Here is a 17340-nt window from a genome sequence, read left to right as displayed (position 1 = left end):
TTTATTATAACTTATTTAAGTAATAGTTGTTTACGAAAAGGCTAATTAAAAATGACACTTCTTAATTATAATTAAGATAATACCAAGATATATCGATTTAGATAGCCTTATTTTAGATATAATGATAAAGTGTTAACTAGTTTATGAACAATATTTTTGATATAATGGAAGTTAAGAAATTACAACAAATTGAAAGTAGGGTGTTACCTTGGATTCTGGTCCGGAAAATTATTTAGTGAATGTAATTGTTATTATCGCAATATTACTTTTGTCTGTGTTATTTACACTGACTGAGTATGCGTTGGTTCGTGTCCGTATTAGTGCATTGAAAGATATGTATGGGAAAAAGCCGCTTAAAAATATTAAGCGGGCTATTCATATGACGGAGAACCTAACGGAGTATCTGTCAACGGCCCAAGTTGGAATCACTTCAACTAGTTTGATTTTAGGTTGGATTGGTGAAAAAACAATAGCAGATGCGATTATACAATCAAATATATTACCCGCGGCTATGGCAAATGCTATTGCATCGGTTGCTGCAATTCTTATTTTTACTGTTATTCATGCTGTTTTTACTGATTTAGTACCTAAAAATATTGCAATTGCAGATCCATTGCCAGTATTATTATTTATTGTCCGTCCTATTATGTTTTTCCATATTGTGTTATACCCATTAATTTGGATTTTAGATCGTTCAGCAAATTGGATTACGCATTTGTTAGGTTATGAAGTTGAAAATGAAGAAGATATTTATTCGCAAACTGAAATTCTCTCATTATCTCGATTATCCGCAAATGCTGGTGAACTTGATGAAGAAGATTTAACATTCATGCGACGAGCATTTGATATGAATGATAAAGTGGCAGAAGATATCATGATTGACCGAACATCGATGGTTGCAGTAGACGTAGACGATTCAATTAGAAACGTTGTTAATTTATATTGGAGAACTAGATATTCAAGGTTCCCAGTTATTGCTAACAATGATAAAGATAAAGTTATCGGGTACGTTTATAGTTATGATTTATTGCGACAGGAAAAAATTGATAAGACAAATTTGATTTCAACAATTATGCGTGATATTCCGGCCGTTCAAGAAAATGCTGAAGTTCATAGTATTATGGATGTTATGGTATCTAAGAGAACACCAATCGTTATCGTCGTTAATGAGTATGGTGGGACTTCAGGGATTGTTACAGATAAAGATATCTATGAAGAATTATTTGGTGTTGTTAGAGAAGAATTTGATGATACGAATGACGATAATATAGTAGATATGGGAAACAATAAATTTAAAGTTTCAGGTAAAGTGACATTATATGATTTTGAAAGATATTTTGATACAACGCTTAAAGAAACGGAAGAAAGTGAAGCGGTGACGCTTACTGGATTTGTGCTTAATAATGACTCAAAATTTCGAGCTAATGATGAAATGAAAATTGCTAATTTTAATATTAAGGCATTGGACTATGAAAATGCTTATATTTCAGAATTTGAAGTAACTGTTTTACCAACAGATAAAAGAGTGATTAACAAAGTGAACGCTTAAAAAAATAGTATTTAGGGTTAGTTTTTAATTAGCTCTAAATGCTATTTTTTTTACTACATTACTGGTAAGGATTATAGCTTGCCAATTGGTAAAAGTAGTAACCATATTAATTTGAATCAAACGACTATTTCGAATTATTTAAAATGGTCACAATATCTGGTAGGAGGAGACAATTATGAAAAATAAAAGGAATATCAGCGCCATCTTATTTGGATTTGTTCCAATGATTATGGGAGTAGTTTTGTATCACAAATTACCCAATAAAATTCCGATTCACTGGAATATAGGTGGTAATATTGATCAGTATGGTGATAAAAATCTAGTTATTATTGGGTTCCCATTATTGATGATTTTAATCAATGTGGTGATAATGGTAATAGATAACACTAATCGTCAAAATAAGAAACTAGATACAGCTTTAATTTGGATTACGCCAATCTTATCAATACTTTTAGCAACAATGATATTTGCTACCGCGTTGGGACATCAGGTTAATATTATTAGCAGTGTTGCACTGATAGTGGGAACATTGCTGATCATCTTAGGAAACTATGCGCCTAAAACGGTTCCTAATAAATATACCAACTTTAGGATGAAGAAAATAACGCAGGATTCTAGTCATCGTGAGAAATTAAATCGTTTATCAGGTGTATGGATGGTCATTATAGGAATATTGATACTTTGTGCGGGAATAGTGGGAATGTTACTGTAATTGTAAAGTTAAAACTGTTAAATAAAAAATCCTTACTATCAGTTTTTAGGCTGATAGTAAGGATTTTTTTCTAACGTTTAGGACGACGTTTCATTTGGCCGCTTTCACCAATTTCATAATCTGAATCATCCATTGATTCCACACTACCAAGTAAGTAGCCATTACCAACTTGAGAGAAGAAATCATGATTAGATGTTGATGTTGAAATTCCGTTCATGACAACAGGATTAACATCAGAAGCTGTATCAGGGAACAAAGGATCTTGGCCTAAATTCATTAGAGCTTTGTTGGCATTGTAACGTAAGAAGGTTAAAACTTCTTCAGTCCAACCAACTTCATCATAAAGTTCATGGGTATATTTTTCTTCGTTTTCATATAATTCAAACAGAAGGTCATACATCCAGGTCTTCATTTTACCTTGTTCTTCTTCAGAAAGTTCGTTGAATCCTAATTGGAATTTATAGCCAATGAAGGTACCATGAACAGATTCATCACGTAAAATTAATTTAATAATTTCAGCAACGTTTGCCAGTTTGTTATGGCCTAAATAGTAAAGTGGCGTATAGAAACCAGAGTAGAATAAGAACGTTTCAAGAAAAACAGAAGCAACTTTTTTCTCCAATGGTGACCCGTTTTGGTAAATACCATTAATACGTTGTGCTTTTTTTTGTAAAAATTCGTTTTTGTCTGTCCATTCGAAAATTTCAGTAATCTCTGAAGCTGTATTCAACGTTGAAAAAATTGATGAATAACTTTTAGCATGAACCGATTCCATAAATTGAATATTATTTAAAACAGCTTCTTCGTGGGCAGTCCGTGTATCATGACGCAACGCTTCCATCCCATCTTGTGATTGCACCGTATCCAACAATGTTAGCCCACCAAAATCATGACCAACTAATGTTTTTTCTGCAGGACTCAGTGTACGCCAATCATCTAAATCATTTGAAAGGGGGATACGTGTATCTAACCAAAATTGTTCTGTTAGTTTTTCCCAAGTTGCTTTATCAACTTGATCTTCAACTTCGTTCCAATTAATTGCTTTGTAACTATCATTATTCATTTAACTTTCCTCCGTTACAGTTTAGATAACACAACTCTCACAAGCGTTTGCGCCAACTTCTTCTTGATCATCAGTAAAGGTTCTGATGTAGTAAATTGACTTAATACCTTTATTATACGCATAATTACGCAAAATGTTTAAGTCACGTGTTGTCATTTTATCTGTCCGACCATTTTTCCATTCGTAGAGGCCTTCAGGAATCGTTGAACGCATGAATAAAGTTAAACTAAGTGATTGATCGATATGTTCCTGTGCAGCAGCGTAAACGTCAATAACTTTACGCATATCCATGTCGTATGCAGAAGTATAGTATGGAATCGTGTCATTTGAAAGGTAAGGAGCTGGATAGTAAATCTTTCCAATTTTCTTTTCTTGACGCTCTTCGATTCGGTTAATAATTGGGTGAAGACTGGCAGTAGTATCGTTAATATATGAAATAGAGCCATTAGGTGCAACAGCCAATCTATTTTGATGATAAAGACCGTCAGTTTGAATATTAGCTTTCAAAGTCGCCCAATCTTCTTGATTAGGGATGTCGATGCCATCAAATAAGGCAGCAACTTTATCAGAAGTAGGGCCCCAATCTTCGTTAAGATACTTATCAAAGTAGGTACCAGTTGCATAAGTACTTTTTTCAAAGTTATGGAATGTTTCATTTTTTTCTTTAGCGATAGCATTTGATGATTTTAATGAGTAATAGTTAAGCATCATAAAATAAACACTAGTGAAATCGATTGAGTCTTCTGAACCATAATGCATATGGTTTTTAGCGAAGTAGGCATGTAAGCCCATTGCACCTAAACCGATGGTATGCGCTAAGTTATTTCCATGTTGAATAGGAGGCACAACATCAATATCTGAACTATCAGTTACAAAAGTTAAAGCGCGAACCATTGAATCAACTGAACGGCCAAAATCTGGAGAAGCCATCATATTAACAATGTTAGTTGAGCCTAAGTTACATGAAATATCAGTCCCCATAACATCGTAGCCTTGTGCATTATTCACAGTTGATGGTGTCTGAACCTGCATGATTTCTGAACAAAGATTACTCATAATGATTTTACCATCAATTGGGTTTGCGCGATTTGCTGTATCAACATTGACAATATAAGGATAGCCTGACTCTTGTTGCAGCTTAGAAATTTCAGTTTCTAATTCGCGGGCAAGAATCGTTTTTTTACTAATATTTTTATTGGCAACCATATTGTCATATTCTTTTGTGATATCAACATAGGAATAAGGGACTCCATATTCTCTTTCAACACCGTAGGGATCGAAAAGATACATCGTTGCATTATCTTTAATGAGTTCGTAAAATTTATCAGGTACAGTGATGCCTAGTGATAAAGTTTTAACACGGATTTTTTCATCAGCATTTTCTTTTTTAGCTGACAGGAAAGCAACAATATCTGGATGGAAGACGTCTAAATAGACAACTCCAGCACCTTGACGCTGTCCTAGTTGGTTAGAATATGAAAAACTATCTTCTAATAATTTCATAACGGGTAGAACACCAGAAGCAGCGCCCTCAATCCCTTTAATTGGTGCACCTGCGCCACGTAAATTACTGAGCGTAATACCAACACCACCACCAATTCGAGATAATTGAAGTGCTGAGTTAATGCCACGTCCAATACCATTCATATCATCAGTAATTTGAATTAGGAAGCAAGAAACTAATTCTCCACGACGTTTACGACCGGCATTTAAGAAACTAGGTGTAGCAGGTTGGTAACGTTGATGAATCATTTCGTCAGCTAAATTCATAGCTAGTTCTGTATTACCATCAGCAAAGTAAAGAACGTTCATTGCAACACGATCAATATAATTTTCAAGGTAATAGGCATTATTATCAGTTTTAAGTGCGTATTGAGCATAAAATTTGTAGGCAGCCATAAATGTACCGAAATGGAATTTTTGAGCTGCTAAATAAGCGTAGAGCTCCTCTATAAATGAGAAGTCATATTTATTATAAAAATCAGTTTCAATATAGTTGTTGTCAATTAAATAATCAAAACGTGCTTTTAATGAATCAAATTGCATTGTATTTTCAGCAACATTTTCTTTCAAAAAGGCGGTTAAGGCTTCTTGATCTTTTTGAAGTGGGATTTGACCGTCTACGGGAATATTAATTTCATTATTTAAATCATAATAAGTGACTTTATCACTATTTAACGTTTTTAATGTCAATTTCATCAACTACTTTCTTCATATTGATTACATCTTCTTCAGTGCCATTGAATTCAAATTCATATAATAATGGGACGTGATAGTCGGTTGCGATATCTTTGGCTGTAAAAATAAAAAGTTGGGCGAAGTTGCGGTTCCCACCGCCAACAACACCCAGTATATTTTCTCTATTTGATTGATATTCAATAAAGTCGTTGACCGATTCAGTGAGCCCAATTTCATAAGTTGGAACAATTAAAATATAGGGTTCATTTAATTCAATAAGCGGGTTTGTTGGATCGATTTCAAATGAAGGATAGCCAATTTTATTGATGAAGCGTCGTGTTTGTCCAGTAATGCTAAAGAAAACAATTTTCATTAGACTGCCAACTTTTTAAGCATATCAGGACGAAATCCTGCGATTGTATCGAATCCAGTAGCTTCTATAACAGGAACAGCTTGGAAACCTTGGCCTTTCAAGTAATCGATTGCGTTATCGTCTTCGGAAATGTTACGTTCATCAAAGTCGACGTTGTTTTCTTCTAAAAAACGTTTTGTCATTTTGCATTGGATGCAGTTGTTTTTTGTAAATACAGTAACTTTTTTCATTATATAAATTCCCCTTTGTTGTTTTGTTTAATAAGATAAGTATACAACACATAATCCAAAAATCAATTGAAAAAAACACTACATTTAGTGTGATTTTAAGTTGCATCACACAAGATGTAGTGTTCAAGGTCTTGGATTGTTTATATTAAATTTTGATTGCGAAAATTCGATTTTCTCCGTATTATAGAAACTATTGAGAAAGTAGGTAAAAATATGACGAATTATTATTTTTCGAAAAATCCAGATGTTATTCATGATGAAAAAGAATGGACATTTAAACTGTTGAACAACGAGTTTAAGTTTACCACAGATAATGGTGTATTTTCAAAAAAAACAGTCGATTTTGGTTCAAGAGTTTTATTAAATGCAGTTGAGCAACAAAAAATAATTCCGGGAAATATTTTAGATGTTGGATGTGGATACGGTCCAATAGGACTTGCTATAGCCAAGAATCAACCAGAACGAAAAATAGACATGACAGATGTAAACGAATTAGCATTAGAATTAGCAAAGAAGAACGCGGTAATCAATAAAATTAATAATATAGAAGTTTTTGAATCTGCCGCATACAGTCATGTAAAAAAGACAGATTATGCTGCAATTCTTACAAACCCGCCTATTAGAGCAGGCAAAGAGGTCGTTCATGAAATTTTAAGTGGCGCATTCGACCATTTAAAAGTTGGCGGACAATTGTTTGCTGTATTACAAAAGAAACAAGGGGCAAGTTCGGCTCAAAAGAGAATGACTGAAGTTTTTGGTAATTGTGACATTATTTTAAAAGATAAAGGTTACTATATTTTAATGAGTGTGAAGTAAATGGTAGAAAAATTAACTGAAGAACAAAAAGAATTTTTTATGCGCGAAGCTTTATATGAAGCAAGAAATGCAAAAATTATTGGTGAAGTACCAATTGGCTGTGTTGTTGTACAAAATGGTGAGATTATTGGACGAGGCCATAATATTCGTGAACACGTGCAAGATGCAACCCTTCACGCTGAAATTTTAGCCATCCAAGAAGCCTGTGCTACGATTCATAGCTGGCGTCTTGTAGATGCGCAATTATTCGTAACACTAGAACCATGCCCAATGTGTAGTGGTGCGATTATCAATTCAAGAATCCCCGAAGTTTACTTTGGTGCATTTGATCCTAAAGCAGGAACTGCAGGCAGCATTGGGAACTTATTAACGGATGAACGATTTAATCATCAAGCAAAAGTAGAATCTGGATTATTATTAGATGAAGCCAAAGACCTACTCCAATCATTCTTTAGAGAAGTTCGTCGTAAAAGAAAAGAAAAAAAGCAATCATAAAGGTAGCTTTTTGTTGGAATTTAATGTATTATAATAATTGCCGCAAGGCCTTAAGGCAATAGTGTGCTTACGAATTGTGTCAGATCCGGAAGGAAGCAGCACTAAGTTTGATTCACTTTGTGCCTTAAGTAATTATGATTATTTAAGACTCTTAGTCAGAAATGGCTGAGAGATTTTTTTATTTAAAAAGCTATTTATAGATTTTGAAAGGAGAGATTGTGATGAGTTACCAAGCTTTATACCGTGTCTGGCGTCCACAAAAATTTAGTGATTTAGTTGGACAAAACATGATTACGCAGACGTTGAAAAATGCAATTATGACACAACAAACAAGTCATGCATACATTTTTAATGGTCCACGTGGAACAGGTAAAACGTCCGCAGCTAAAATTTTTGCTAAGGCAGTTAATTGTCACTTCCAGGAAAATGGCGAACCATGTAACAAATGTGAGACATGTATCGCTATTACGAATGGTCAATTAAACGATGTTATCGAAATTGATGCCGCTTCTAATAATGGGGTTGAAGAAATTCGTGATATCCGTGACAAAGTAAAGTATGCACCCACACAAGCTGATTTTAAAATCTATATTATTGATGAAGTTCATATGCTATCTACGGGTGCTTTTAATGCACTCTTGAAGACGCTTGAAGAACCACCTGAAAATGTTATTTTTATTCTTGCTACAACGGAACCACATAAGATTCCAGCAACCATTATTTCTAGAACTCAGAAATTTGATTTCAAGCGTATTACGCCAGCTGACAGTTATGAACGAATGGTTTATATTTTGTCTGAAAAAGGAATTGAATATGAAGAACCAGCGCTTAAAGTTATCGCTAAAGCAGCTGAAGGTGGAATGCGGGATGCTTTGAGTATTTTAGATCAGGTCATTTCATTCGGTGATAACAAGGTGACTTTGGATAATGCTTTGTTAGTAACCGGTAGTGTAACACAGGATAAAATACAGAATTACGTCACGGAAGTTAGTCAAAAAGCGACTACTGAGGCATTAGAAACGATACAAGCAATTATAGACGAAGGTAAAGATTCAACTAGATTAATCGAAGATTTAATTGCCTATAGTCGTGATTTACTATTATATCAGCAAGCACCAGCACTTATTAATCAACTAGAATTAGGGATGGTTAATGATGATTTTAAAAACTTATCACAGACTATTTCTGCTGATTTCTTATACCAAATGATAAATGTTTTAAATGAAATTCAACAACAAATGCGATTTACAACACATCCAGATGTTTATTTAGAAGTATTAACAATTCGATTATCACAATTTAATACCTCTGATACGATTGCGGAGACGACTCAATCAGAATTAAGTTCAGATGCATCTAAACAAATTAATAATTTAACTAAAACAGTTGAAGACTTGAAAAAGCAAATAATTGATTTAAGTCAGAATGATAATCAACCGCAAGTGGCAGTAATAGCTAAGCCTAAAAAAGTTGCCTCTACTCAAAAAAAAGCAACATTAAATTTATCTCAAATTTATCCTATTTTAGATCACGCAACAAAAGAAAGTTTGGTACAATTAAAACAGGTTTGGCCAGAGTTGTTGCATCAACTTTCAGTTACACAACGTGCGATTATGCAAGCTAGTGAACCGGTTGCGGCTAGTCCTGACAGTGTACTTGTTAGTTTTAATTACGAATTCTTGTCTGTCAAAGCTTCAAGTGATACAGAGTTACTCGATGCTTTAGGTAATGGGTTAGATCGATTATTACATCATGTCCCTAAGGTGGTCTGTATTACAGCAGAGCAATGGCCAGAAGTCCGAAAATCTTACATTAAACAAAATGAGCACGAGGGAACTGAAACAATTATTGAGCCAGAACCTGAAGTAGTAGAACCAATTGTTTCAAAAGCTGAAGAAATTTTTGGAACAGAAAATATAGAAATTAAACAGGATTAGAAAGGAAGTAATTAATAATGATGCGTGGAAATGGTAATATGCAAGGTATGATGAAACAAATGCAAAAATTACAAAAAGATATGACAAAAGACCAAGAGGCTTTGAATGCAACTGAATTTGTTGGCGAAGCTTCAAATGATTTAGTTAAGGTAACCTTTACAGGGGACAAAAAAATGACTGATATCATGATTAAAGAAGAAGCAGTCGATCCTGATGATGTTGATATGTTACAAGATTTAATTATTATGGCTGTTAATGATGCTATGACAAAAATTGAAAAAACAACAACTGATAAATTGGGTAAATATTCTCAAGGGATGCCTGGACTATAAACTTAAAATTAAAGAAGGCTAAAGAAAATGCAATATCCTGAACCTATCGCAAAATTGATTGAAAGTTATATGAAATTACCAGGTATTGGTGGTAAAACTGCTACAAGATTAGCTTTTTTTACAATTGATATGGATGAAGATGATGTCACCGATTTTGCTAAATCACTAATATCTGCCAAACGAGACCTACATTATTGTAGTATCTGTGGCAATATTACTGAAGAAGATCCTTGTCAGATTTGTTCTGATTCATCACGTGATCAAACCAAAGTTATTGTTGTAGAAGAACCTAAAGATGTGATGTCTTTAGAAAAAATGAAAGAGTATCACGGCTTGTATCACGTGCTTCATGGTGTATTATCACCAATTGAAGGTAAAGGGCCGGAAGATATTAATATCACAAGTTTATTAACACGTCTTCAATCGCATCCCGATATGCAGGAAGTTATTATTGCGACAAATGCAACGCCAGAAGGTGAAGCAACGTCAATGTATTTATCGAGATTGATTAAACCGGCTGGAATTAAAGTGACAAGATTAGCCCATGGACTATCTGTAGGTAGCGATATTGAGTACGCAGATGAAATGACGTTGTTTAAAGCGATTGAAGGACGTACTGAAATATAGAAATGAGCTGACGGTGTAATGTTTAATAAAAAAACAAAACTTAAATTACGTAAAGAGTATGACGCTAAGTTGCTAGAGTCAATTGATCTCGCTAAAATAGCATGGGATCAAGCCAAACAAACTGAAGAGGCCATTTACGAAGTTGATGAAGAATTAATTAATGAAACACAGATGGCAAGAAAAAGATATTTCTTTCTCTATAATGAAGCGCGTGTTCGTTCAGTTAAAGGGCATATGCAGGCTTCAGTAATCACACATTAAATTAGAAAGAACGTTGAGACAATTCGCCTAACTTGTCTTGGCGTTTTTTTGTGAAATGCTGATTAGATTTATTAAATAAGAGATAGTATACTAATAGTAGGTTTATCTTATGGACAGGTTTTTAAGATTCAAGTACAATAATAATAAGTATTGGGGTCGTTAATGTGACTGGAAAATTTATAACGATTGAAGGACCAGATGGGTCCGGCAAAACGAGTGCCTTAAAAGGTATTATAAAAAAGATACAAAATAACTTGGTAAAAGAATTAGTTATAACACGTGAACCAGGTGGAAGTCCGATATCTGAAGCCATTCGTGAAGTTGTCTTAAATCAAGATTATCCAGAGATGGATAAACGAACTGAAGCATTATTGTTTGCAGCATCAAGACGTCAGCATATCGCAGAAATAATTTTCCCAGCACTTAAGGAAGATAAAATTGTAATATGTGATCGTTATGTTGATAGTTCAATTGCTTACCAAGGTGCTGGTAGAGATATCGGAACGCAAGCGGTTGCTGATATGAACCTATTTGCAACAAATGGAACAGAACCTGATTTAACTTTATACTTTGACGTACCATCAGAAATTGGATTAAAACGAATTTTTGAGCATCGTCAAAATGAAATAAATCGTTTAGATGATGAAAAGTTAGAGTTCCATCAAAAAGTACGCAAAGCATACCAACAATTAGCAGTGAAAAATCCAGAACGTATTATAACCATTAATGCGGCGCAACCTTTGGAAAAAGTAATTGACGATTGTATTGACGTTCTGAAGAAAAAATTACCCGAGTCTTTTAAATAAATGAAATGAGGGAATTCAAATGAAATTAATTACAGCGATTGTTCAAGATAAAGATAGTAACCGATTAAGCAATATATTTATAGATTCAAATGTCCGTGCAACAAAACTATCAACAACTGGTGGTTTTTTAAAGTCTGGTAATACAACCTTTTTAATTGGTATTGAAGATGAACGTGTTGATGAGGTATTACAAATCATTAAAGAGACATCATCAACGCGTGAACAATTTATGGCCCCCCCTGTTAACTTAGATGTTTCAATGGATGCACAAGTACCATTTCCATTAGAAGTTCAGGTTGGTGGTGCAACAGTATTTGTCTTACCAGTAGAAGAGTTTCATCAATTTTAGGAGTAAATAGTAATGACAGAATTAGCTGATGAAACCAGTAATATTAAAATTCAAGAATTACAGCCAAAATTAATTGAACATTTTGAAAAATTGATAATAACAAATAAGTTAGCCCATGCTTATCTATTTTCCGGACCAGAAGGTATTGGTAAGGTTGAACTAGCACAATGGATTGCAATGCGACTCTTTTGTACTGCTGACGAGGATCAAAAGCCTTGCGGTGTATGTGGTGAATGTCAACGAATTCTATCAGGTAATCACCCTGATATCGTGAGTGTTAAGCCTGAAGGCCAGTCAATTAAAGTTGATCAAATTCGATTTTTGAAATCAGAATTTTCAAAAAGTGGTGTTGAAGGTAGCCAAAAGATTTTTATAATTGAAAAAGCTGAGAGTATGACAGCTAGTGCTGCGAACAGTTTACTTAAATTTTTAGAAGAGCCTGTTGGAAATGTGAAAGCTTTCTTATTAACAGAAAATAAAAATCAAATTTTGCCAACTATTCAATCACGGTGCCAACTGGTTAATTTTGTCGCACTCTCTCAAGAAAAATTGATTCAAAATTTATTAAATCAAGGTATCTTGAAAGATCAGGCTCAGTTACTTGTTCATGTAACTGAGAGTACAAGCCATGCTGTAGCATTAGCACAAGATGAGAATTTTACTGAAATGACAAATCAAGTTTGGAATTGGTTCAGTAAATTATTGAAAAATGATGCTGAAAGTTTCATTTTGGTACAAACAAAACTAGTGCCACTCGCAAAAGAAAAACAACAACAGGCATTGATGGTTGATTTAATGGTACTGTTAGCGCGTGATTGTTTACTTGTCCGTTATAATCGTAAGGAACAAGTGAGTTTTTCTAATCGTTTAACTGAAATTGATAAAATAACTCAAATGATTAGTGATAAAAAGTTAGTTGCTATATTAGATGGTTGTTTACAAATTAAAACGATGCTCCAAATAAATATGACATTTCAAAGTGCAATTGAAGTAACAACGTTAAAATTAATAGATTTATAAAATATGAAATGAAGGTGATTTTGTGGATAAGCGTCAACTATATGATAATTTTATAGCTATCGAGGAAGAAATGAAAAAAATGTTATCGAGTTTTGAAACAATAAAATCTGATATGACTGGTGTTCTTGAAAATAACGCTGAATTGGAGATTGAAAACCAACATTTGAGAGAACGATTAAGTGAAATAGAACGACAAACGTCTAAGAATTTTAATGAATCTTCCGATGCAAATCTGTCAAAATCACGTCAAAACTTAGAAAAATTATATGATCAAGGTTTTCATATTTGTAATATTGAAGGGATGTACGGATCACGTCGAGTCGATGATGAACCTTGTGCTTTCTGTTTAGATTTAATTTATGGGGAGCGCGAAGTATGAGTGAAATAGCAGCACAAAGCAGTTTTCAAGGTAAAGGGACAACTGGGTCATTATATTTAGTACCGACACCAATTGGTAATTTATCTGATATGACGTTTAGAGCGATTGATATTTTAAAAGAGGTTGACTATATAGCAGCCGAAGATACACGAAACACACAAAAATTATTAAATCATTTTGAAATTGAAACAAGTCAATTGAGTTTTCATGAACATAATACGCAAGAACGTATTCCGCAATTTGTTGATAAAATATTGGCTGGTCAATCAATCGCACAAGTAAGTGATGCAGGAATGCCATCAATTAGTGATCCTGGGCATGATCTTGTTAAAGCATGTATTGAAGCTAAGATTCCAGTTGTGCCACTTCCTGGGGCAAATGCCGGGATCACTGCATTAATAGCTTCTGGATTAGCGCCACAACCGTTCTTATTCTATGGTTTTTTATCGCGAAAACCTAAGAGTCAAAAAGAAGAATTAGCTGAGTTGAAAAATCAAACAATGACGCTTATTTTTTATGAAGCACCACATCGCTTGAAAAAAACATTAACACAAATAGCTGCTAGCCTTGGTGGTCAGCGTAAAGTTGTACTATGCCGAGAATTAACTAAACGTTATGAAGAATTCTTGCGTGGAACACTGGATGATGCTATCAAATGGGCTGGCACTGAGCAAGTCCGTGGAGAATTTTGTGTAATTGTTGAGGGAAATGATTCGCCAGAAGCAACGGAAGTTGATCATCTGGCTAATATGTCAATTGAAGAACAAGTTGATTATTTGATTGAAACAGGTATGAAAACTAATGATGCGATAAAAGAGATTGCTAAGAAACAAGAGATGAAAAAACAAGAAGTTTATAATCTGTATCATCAGATTTAAGGAGTGAACATATTGGCAGATAATAAATTTAGTGAGCTACATCGTGCGGTTTACTATGAAGGCGATAAAAGTGGGCGTGTGACAGTAGCAATGCTAATTAACATGATTATTTTGGTTTCAACAGACCAAAGTGATAGCTTAGGAATTACTGAAAAAGATTTAACAAATTTGGGCTTTGGTTGGGTTATTACACAATATCTTATTGATATTTCGAGAATACCACATATTGATGAGAATTTAACATTAACTACTGAGGCTGTTTCGTACAATCGTTTCTTCTGTTACCGAGATTTCTGGGTTCATGATGAAGCAGGTAATGAGTGTGCACATATTCATGCTGTATTTGTTTTAATGGATCATAAAACACGTAAAATGACTCGTGTATTGCCAGAAGTTATTGAACCTTTTGGTGCTGAATATACACGAAGAATTGAGCGTTTGGAGAAACCAGTTGGTATCATGAAAGAAGATACAATAGCTGCTAAAAAATCATATGACGTTCGATTCTTTGATATTGATCCAAATCAACATGTAAACAATTCAAAATATTTTGATTGGTTATTAGATTCATTGTCAGAAGACTTTTTAATGTCACATGATTTGAAACATATGAATATTAAATATGAAAAAGAAATTCACTATGGTCATAAGATAGATAGTATCGTTGTTATTGATAACTTAACGACACATCACCAGATTAAAATTGGTGATGATGTTTATTGTGAAGCTGACTGTGAGTGGACGAAACGTTAGAATAAAAAATGCTCTGAGTAACTGGAAGTCTATCCAGTTACTCAGAGCATTTTTTATATTTTTATGATAAAGCATCTGCGACATAAATCGAGAGTTCTTCTTTTTCAAGACCAGCACTTAATCCAACCAATAGTTTGATTCTTGCTTTTTGACCATTTAAGCCACGACAGAAGATGCCGCCCATTTTTTTCAATTGAACGCCACCACCTTCATAGTCGTAAACATCTTGTGCCACGCCATTAAAGCAACGTGAAACAATTACAACTGGAATATCGCGATCAATTAATTTTTGAAGATTAGCTAAAACTTGTGGGGGAAGATTTCCTGCACCAAGAGCTTCAATGACAATACCGTTCGTTTGGTCATTATTAAGAAAACCAAGTAAATCAGCATCCATTCCAGCATAAGCCTTAATTAAATAAACATGATCAACAACTTTGTCGATTGCTAAGCAAGTCTGGCTTAGCAATTCGGCAAAAAAGGTCACGTTATCTTTAGCGATACTACCAATTGGGCCAAACGTTGGTGTTCTAAAAGTTGCGACATTTGTTGTATGTGTTTTTGTTACATAGCGTGCTGTATGAATTTCATCATTCATAACAACTAAGACACCTTTATCAACTGCATCATCACTTGCTGCAGTTAAGATGGCTGTTTGAAAATTGTGTAAGCCATCTGAGCCTATTTCATTTGCGGAACGCATAGCACCTGTTAAAACGACAGGTAGATGGTTCGGTAATGTAAGATCTAAAAAATAAGCAGTTTCTTCTAATGTATCCGTACCGTGAGTAATAACAATACCATCAATCGCTTCCGCGGATGCACGCATAATTCTTTTTTGAATAATTAGCATCTCTATGGGGCCAATATGTGGGGATGGTAAGTTAAAAATATTTTCAGTGATTAAATCGAAACGATCACCAAATGGATTTTCAACTTGGTTTAAAGGGTTTTCTGCACCAGGTGCAACTGCGCCTGTTTCTTGATTTTCAGACATGGCGATTGTACCACCAGTGTGTAAAATTAATATTTTTTTCATATTTTCCTCCTTGCTGACACTTAGATTATACATATTATATTGTACTTTGACTATGAATTTGTTACTGTATATGAACAGATAAGGTGGTTATGAGAATGAAAGAAAAACAATTAAGTAAGAATGAGTATTTATTTATTAGCTCAATGTTATTCGGTTTATTTTTTGGCGCGGGAAATTTAATTTTTCCAGTCTTTGTAGGTCAACAATCCGGACAAAACCTGTGGATAGGTAATTTAGGCTTTCTAATTGCTGGTGTTGGGTTACCTTTTTTAGGTGTAATTGCTATTGGATTGTCTAAAAGTAGGGGAGTTTTCGATTTAGCCTCTAAGGTTAATCGAACGTATGGCATAATTTTCACAATGTTGCTCTACCTAACTATTGGACCGCTATTTGCAGGTCCAAGATCAGCAACTATTCCGTTTGAAATTGGAATTGCACCACATATTAAAGCCAGCCAACATTCAGTATGGCTATTATTATTTTCAATTTTATTCTTCACAATAGTTTGGCTTTTGGCAGTTAAACCAACCAAGATATTAGTCTATGTTGGTAAGTATTTAAATCCCATATTTTTATGTGCGTTGGCTATTTTATTGTTATTTGTATTTATTAAGCCAATGGGTAATTTTTCAGATTTCCCCGCAACAAGTTCTTACAAGAATGGTGCTTTTATGTCTGCTTTTGGGCAAGGATATTACACTATGGATGCACTCGCTGGTTTGGCTTTTGGTATTATCATTGTGGATACAATTAAAGATTTAGGTATTACGAATCCTAAATCAATTACTAAAGGGATTATCTATTCTGGTAGTATCAGTGTTATTTTGATGGGAATCATCTATACATGCTTGGCCTATCTTGGGGCAACGAGTCTGGGTGTATTTCCACATTCTGGTAATGGTGGTGCTATTTTAGCTCAAGTTGCTCAACGTTATTTTGGACAATTCGGAAGTTTCTTTCTTGCTGCAATTATTGTTGTTGCTTGTATTAAAACGGCAATTGGCGTGACTAGCGCATGTGCTAAAACATGTGTTGAAATTATTGGTCATGGTAGCTATAAATTGTATTTAACACTTGGTTGTGTGATTAGTTGTTTAATTGCCAACGTTGGGTTAGATCAATTAATTACATTATCAACACCAGTTTTGATGTTGCTTTACCCACTTGCTATTGTATTGATGATTGCTGCCTGTTTAGAACCTACTTTAAATAAGTATGACTTAAAAGTCAGCATTATCTACAAATGGTTAACCGTTTTAACGCTTTTTAGTGCCATTTTTGATGGACTAAACGCGATGCCAATTTCAATTAAAAATTTAGCTTTTGCTAAAAATATGTTAGCATTTGCAAATCATTATTTACCACTGTTTAATATTGGCTTAAGTTGGATAGTTCCTGCTGCGTTAGGATTACTTATGGGACTAATTTTTATGATTCGTGAAAAGAAAATAAATTAAAAAGAAACATGAAGTGAACCCCAAAAGTTGGAGTAAATATTAAGCGATCATCTGGTCGGTATGTTTTCGATATTCAATCGGAGACA

20 protein-coding genes and 1 other RNA gene are annotated in these 17340 nt (G+C 34.1%); 16 read left to right on the top strand and 5 right to left on the bottom strand.

Annotated features, from left to right (window positions below):
• The first annotated feature begins 208 nt into the window (after positions 1 to 208).
• Positions 209 to 1549: a hemolysin family protein gene (locus AC1RPU_RS06830; protein ID WP_481761898.1), complete on the top strand. Its 1341-nt coding sequence runs from the start codon at positions 209 to 211 to the stop codon at positions 1547 to 1549.
• 175 nt (positions 1550 to 1724) lie between these two features.
• Positions 1725 to 2261 carry a DUF1648 domain-containing protein gene (locus AC1RPU_RS06825; protein ID WP_481761899.1) on the top strand — a complete coding sequence of 179 codons (537 nt, stop codon included), beginning with the start codon at positions 1725 to 1727 and terminating at the stop codon, positions 2259 to 2261.
• Positions 2262 to 2331: 70 nt separating this feature from the next.
• On the opposite strand, the gene nrdF is transcribed toward AC1RPU_RS06825, so the two are convergent.
• Genes nrdF through nrdH form a run of 4 tightly spaced genes read right to left on the bottom strand, consistent with a single transcriptional unit; the run spans position 2332 to position 6105 of the window.
• On the bottom strand, positions 2332 to 3324 hold the full coding sequence (gene nrdF / locus AC1RPU_RS06820; protein ID WP_409021529.1) for a class 1b ribonucleoside-diphosphate reductase subunit beta: 993 nt from the start codon (positions 3322 to 3324) through the stop codon (positions 2332 to 2334).
• Between the two features lie 21 nt (positions 3325 to 3345).
• The gene (gene nrdE, locus AC1RPU_RS06815) at positions 3346 to 5523 is read right to left on the bottom strand and encodes a class 1b ribonucleoside-diphosphate reductase subunit alpha (protein ID WP_481761900.1); all 2178 of its coding nucleotides are present in this window, start codon (positions 5521 to 5523) and stop codon (positions 3346 to 3348) included.
• The gene (gene nrdI, locus AC1RPU_RS06810) at positions 5495 to 5875 is read right to left on the bottom strand and encodes a class Ib ribonucleoside-diphosphate reductase assembly flavoprotein NrdI (RefSeq protein ID WP_481761901.1); all 381 of its coding nucleotides are present in this window, start codon (positions 5873 to 5875) and stop codon (positions 5495 to 5497) included. Before nrdI ends, nrdE begins: the two co-directional genes overlap by 29 nt.
• Positions 5875 to 6105: a glutaredoxin-like protein NrdH gene (gene nrdH, locus AC1RPU_RS06805; protein ID WP_481761902.1), complete on the bottom strand. Its 231-nt coding sequence runs from the start codon at positions 6103 to 6105 to the stop codon at positions 5875 to 5877. Before nrdH ends, nrdI begins: the two co-directional genes overlap by 1 nt.
• Positions 6106 to 6318: 213 nt before the next feature.
• Between nrdH and AC1RPU_RS06800 the strand changes: the two genes are divergently transcribed.
• The 13 genes from AC1RPU_RS06800 (at position 6319) to AC1RPU_RS06740 (ending at position 14758) form a co-directional block, all read left to right on the top strand.
• A complete protein-coding gene (locus AC1RPU_RS06800) occupies positions 6319 to 6921 on the top strand; it encodes a class I SAM-dependent methyltransferase (protein ID WP_481761903.1) in 603 nt (200 codons plus the stop codon).
• On the top strand, positions 6922 to 7416 hold the full coding sequence (gene tadA, locus AC1RPU_RS06795; RefSeq protein ID WP_409021525.1) for a tRNA adenosine(34) deaminase TadA: 495 nt from the start codon (positions 6922 to 6924) through the stop codon (positions 7414 to 7416). It abuts the gene before it with no gap.
• 47 nt (positions 7417 to 7463) lie between these two features.
• Positions 7464 to 7550: signal recognition particle sRNA small type (gene ffs / locus AC1RPU_RS06790), an RNA gene on the top strand.
• Positions 7551 to 7637: 87 nt separating this feature from the next.
• The gene (gene dnaX / locus AC1RPU_RS06785) at positions 7638 to 9353 is read left to right on the top strand and encodes a DNA polymerase III subunit gamma/tau (protein WP_481761904.1); all 1716 of its coding nucleotides are present in this window, start codon (positions 7638 to 7640) and stop codon (positions 9351 to 9353) included.
• A 17-nt stretch (positions 9354 to 9370) separates the two neighbouring features.
• Complete coding sequence (locus tag AC1RPU_RS06780; RefSeq protein ID WP_409021523.1) at positions 9371 to 9685, top strand: YbaB/EbfC family nucleoid-associated protein; 315 nt, start codon at positions 9371 to 9373, stop codon at positions 9683 to 9685.
• 27 nt (positions 9686 to 9712) lie between these two features.
• Entirely contained in the window at positions 9713 to 10312 is a 600-nt protein-coding gene (gene recR, locus AC1RPU_RS06775; protein WP_409021522.1) for a recombination mediator RecR, read from the top strand.
• 18 nt (positions 10313 to 10330) lie between these two features.
• On the top strand, positions 10331 to 10573 hold the full coding sequence (locus tag AC1RPU_RS06770; RefSeq protein WP_481761905.1) for a YaaL family protein: 243 nt from the start codon (positions 10331 to 10333) through the stop codon (positions 10571 to 10573).
• A 164-nt stretch (positions 10574 to 10737) separates the two neighbouring features.
• On the top strand, positions 10738 to 11379 hold the full coding sequence (tmk, locus tag AC1RPU_RS06765; RefSeq protein ID WP_481761906.1) for a dTMP kinase: 642 nt from the start codon (positions 10738 to 10740) through the stop codon (positions 11377 to 11379).
• Between the two features lie 19 nt (positions 11380 to 11398).
• The gene (locus AC1RPU_RS06760) at positions 11399 to 11728 is read left to right on the top strand and encodes a cyclic-di-AMP receptor (protein ID WP_409021519.1); all 330 of its coding nucleotides are present in this window, start codon (positions 11399 to 11401) and stop codon (positions 11726 to 11728) included.
• A gap of 12 nt (positions 11729 to 11740) precedes the next feature.
• Positions 11741 to 12748, top strand: a complete 1008-nt coding sequence (gene holB, locus AC1RPU_RS06755; RefSeq protein WP_481761907.1) for a DNA polymerase III subunit delta' — start codon at positions 11741 to 11743, stop codon at positions 12746 to 12748.
• Between the two features lie 22 nt (positions 12749 to 12770).
• Positions 12771 to 13127, top strand: a complete 357-nt coding sequence (locus tag AC1RPU_RS06750) for a DNA replication initiation control protein YabA (protein WP_481761908.1) — start codon at positions 12771 to 12773, stop codon at positions 13125 to 13127.
• Positions 13124 to 14005 carry a 16S rRNA (cytidine(1402)-2'-O)-methyltransferase gene (gene rsmI / locus AC1RPU_RS06745; RefSeq protein ID WP_481761909.1) on the top strand — a complete coding sequence of 294 codons (882 nt, stop codon included), beginning with the start codon at positions 13124 to 13126 and terminating at the stop codon, positions 14003 to 14005. The genes AC1RPU_RS06750 and rsmI overlap by 4 nt, the downstream gene beginning before the upstream one ends.
• A 12-nt stretch (positions 14006 to 14017) precedes the next feature.
• Positions 14018 to 14758 carry an acyl-[acyl-carrier-protein] thioesterase gene (locus AC1RPU_RS06740; protein ID WP_481761910.1) on the top strand — a complete coding sequence of 247 codons (741 nt, stop codon included), beginning with the start codon at positions 14018 to 14020 and terminating at the stop codon, positions 14756 to 14758.
• Positions 14759 to 14819: 61 nt separating this feature from the next.
• Here AC1RPU_RS06740 and AC1RPU_RS06735 read toward each other — a convergent pair whose 3' ends face one another.
• A complete protein-coding gene (locus AC1RPU_RS06735) occupies positions 14820 to 15797 on the bottom strand; it encodes an asparaginase (protein ID WP_481761911.1) in 978 nt (325 codons plus the stop codon).
• 95 nt (positions 15798 to 15892) lie between these two features.
• On the opposite strand from AC1RPU_RS06735, the gene brnQ reads away from it, so the two are divergent.
• Positions 15893 to 17254, top strand: coding sequence for a branched-chain amino acid transport system II carrier protein (brnQ, locus tag AC1RPU_RS06730; protein WP_481761912.1), 1362 nt, complete (start codon positions 15893 to 15895; stop codon positions 17252 to 17254).
• Positions 17255 to 17340 lie beyond the last annotated feature (86 nt).

Source organism: Dellaglioa sp. CoH-55-MRSF-7 (assembly GCF_056782235.1).
This window is presented reverse-complemented; position numbering and strand designations above follow the sequence as displayed.